Genomic DNA, 3,216 nt, shown 5'->3' with positions numbered 1-3,216 from the left:
TGGCTGGCCGGGGGCCGGCCGGTCACCGTGGTGCAGCCCCCGGCCACCAAGCAGTGGGACCTGGCGGTGCACGCCGACGTGCCGGACCTGGCGGACCTCGCCACCGCGCCGGGCGCCGCGCCGACCCCCGTGCCCGATGCGGGTGAGGACCTCGCGCTGCCCGAGCACCTCACGCTGGCCGACCTCTCGCCCGAGGCCCCCGACCCCCGCGACCGGGCCAGCGTCTGGCCGCACGTGGAGCAGCGCATCGTCGACGAGATCGCCGCCCACACCTCCACGCTCGTGTTCTGCAACTCGCGCCGCTCGGCCGAGCGGCTGACGGCCCGCCTCAACGAGATCTGGGCCGAGCGCACGGCCGGCGCGTCGGCCGGGGCTCCACCGGTGCTGGCACGGGCCCACCACGGGTCGGTGAGCAAGGAGCACCGCGCCGAGATCGAGGACGCCCTCAAGGCCGGCACGCTGCCGGCGGTGGTGGCCACCAGCTCGCTGGAGCTCGGCATCGACATGGGGGCGGTGGACCTCGTGGTGCAGGTGGAGTCCCCGCCCAGCGTGGCCAGCGGCCTGCAGCGGGTGGGGCGCGCCGGTCACCAGGTGGGGGCGGTGAGCCACGGCAGCTTCCACGCCCTGCACCGGCAGGACCTCCTGGAGACCACGGTGGTGGTGGAGCAGATGCGGGCCGGCGGCATCGAGGCGCTGCGCGTACCCGCCAACCCGCTGGACGTGCTGGCCCAGCAGGTGGTGGCGGCCTGCGCGCTGGACGACTGGACCGTCACCGACCTCCACGCGATGGTGCGGCGCGCCGCCCCGTGGGCCGACCTCTCACGGGCGGTGCTGGAGTCCGTGCTGGAGATGCTCACGGGCCGCTACCCCTCGGAGGACTTCGCAGACCTGCGGCCGCGCCTGGTCTGGGACCGCGTGGACGACACGCTCACCGCCCGTCCCGGGGCGCAGCGACTGGCGGTGCTCTCCGGCGGCACGATCCCCGACCGCGGGTTGTTCGGCGTGTTCCTCGCCGGCGGCGAGGGTCCGGGGCGCCGGGTGGGTGAGCTCGACGAGGAGATGGTCTACGAGTCGCGGGTGGGTGACGTGTTCACCCTGGGCACCTCGTCGTGGCGCATCGAGGACATCACCCACGACCAGGTGCTCGTCTCCCCCGCGCCCGGCCAGCCCGGCAAGCTGCCCTTCTGGCACGGCGACGGCCTGGGGCGTCCGGCCGAGCTCGGCGGGCACCTGGGGGCCTTCGTCCGGGAGGTGGCCACCGGGGCCGAGGCCGACGTGCGGGAGCGTCTCACCGCATCGGGGCTCGACGCCTGGGCCGTGGACAACGTGGTGGCGCACGTGCAGGCCCAGGCCGAGGCGACCACCGCCGTGCCCGACGACCGCACCGTGGTGGTGGAGCGCTTCCGCGACGAGCTGGGCGACTGGCGCGTGGTCGTCCACTCCCCCTGGGGCTCCCCCGTGCACGCACCGTGGGCCCTGGTGCTGGCCGAGCGGCTGCGGGAGCGCTTCGGGGTGGACGTGCAGGCGATGCACGCCGACGACGGCATCGTGCTGCGGCTGCCGGACCTCGGCGGGTGGGACGCGTGGTCGGTCCCCGATGCGGTGCCGGCCGGGTCGGGCGGGACGGGTGCCGATGCGGACAGCGGCACCGGCCCGACGCCGACCACGCTCGACGCGCGCTCCCTGGACGCTGCCCTGGCCGAACTCGTGGCCCTGGACCCCGAGGAGGTGCACGACGAGGTGACCGCCCTGGTGGGTGGCTCGGCGCTCTTCGCCAGCCGCTTCCGGGAGTGCGCCGCCCGCGCCCTGCTGCTCCCCCGCCGCCGTCCGGACCGCCGCCAGGCCCTGTGGAAGCAGCGGCAGCGCGCGGCGTCGCTGCTGGAGGTGGCCGCCGGGCACCCGGACTTCCCGATCGTGCTGGAGGCCGTGCGCGAGGTGCTGCAGGACGTCTACGACGTGCCCGCCCTCACCGAGCTCATGCGCCGGATGGCCCGCCGCGAGGTGCGCACCGTGTTCGTGGAGACCCACGGCGCCAGCCCCTTCGCGCAGAACCTGATGTTCGGCTACGTGGCGCAGTTCCTCTACGAGGGCGACTCCCCGCTGGCCGAGCGCCGTGCGGCCGCGCTCGCGCTGGACCCCACGTTGCTGGCCGACCTGCTGGGCCGCTCCGAGGGCGCCGGGCTGCGCGACCTGCTCGACCCGCAGGCGGTGCTGGACACCGAGGCCGAGCTGCAGCACACCGCCCCTGACCGCCGCGCGCGTCACGCCGAGGACATGGCCGACCTGCTGCGCGTGCTGGGACCGCTGGACGCCGAGGAGATCGCCGCGCGCTCCGTGCCCGATGCGGACGTGCCGGCCTGGACGGCCGCACTGGAGGCCTCCCGGCGTGCGGTGCAGGTGCCGGTGGGTGGGCGCCCCTGCTGGGCGGCGGTGGAGGACGTGGCCCGCCTCCGCGACGCCCTGGGCACCCCCGTGCCGCCGGGCCTGCCGCTGGCCGCGATGGTGGTGAGCACCGACCCGCTCACCGACCTCGTGGTGCGCCACGCCCGCACCCACGGGCCGTTCACCCCCGACCAGCTGGCCACGCGCCTGGGACTGGGACGCGCCGTGGTGGTGCCGGCGCTACGGGCCCTGGTGCGCGACGGCCGCCTCGTGGAGGGTGCGCTGCGCCCGCTGGCGGCCGGGGGTGGCGAGGCGACCGACGGCATCGGCCCGGACTTCTGCGACGCCGAGGTGCTGCGCCGCCTGCGCCGGCGCTCCCTGGCCGCGCTGCGTGCCGAGGTGGAGCCGGTGGGCGGCGAGGAGTTCGCGCGCTTCGTGCTGCGCTGGCAGGGGCTGTCCTCCCCTTCCCGCGGGGTCGATGCGGTGGCCCGCGCCCTGGAGCAGCTCACGGGGGCGGTGCTGCCGGCGAGCGCCGTGGAGACACTGGTGCTGCCGGCCCGCGTCCGCGACTACGCCCCGGCGATGCTCGACGAGCTGCTGGCCGGCGGGGAGTTCGTGTGGGTCTCCCACGGGCTGCTGGCCGGTGACGACCTGTGGGTCTCCTTCCACCCGGCCGACCAGGCACCGGTGACCCTGCCGGTGCCGCAGGACGCCCCGGACGCGGCGTCCGCCCGGGTGGAGGAGCTGCTGGCCCGGCGCGGCGCCTCACGATGGGCCGAGCTGCACGCGACCCACGAGGAGGCACCCGACGCCGAGCTGCTCACCACCTCCGGG

1 protein-coding gene is annotated in these 3,216 nt (G+C 76.3%); it reads left to right on the top strand.

Annotated features, from left to right (window positions below; all coding sequences use genetic code 11):
• Nucleotides 1-3,216, top strand: a 3,216-nt coding sequence (locus HMPREF3099_RS05340) for an Lhr family ATP-dependent helicase (RefSeq protein ID WP_256374419.1), incomplete at both ends; no start/stop codon positions are given.

It is taken from the genome of Kytococcus sp. HMSC28H12 (genome assembly GCF_001816045.1).
Classification (GTDB): Bacteria; Actinomycetota; Actinomycetes; order Actinomycetales; family Dermatophilaceae; genus Kytococcus; species Kytococcus schroeteri.
The sequence above is the reverse complement of the archived record's forward strand: the minus strand, read 5'-3'. Positions and strand labels throughout refer to the sequence as shown.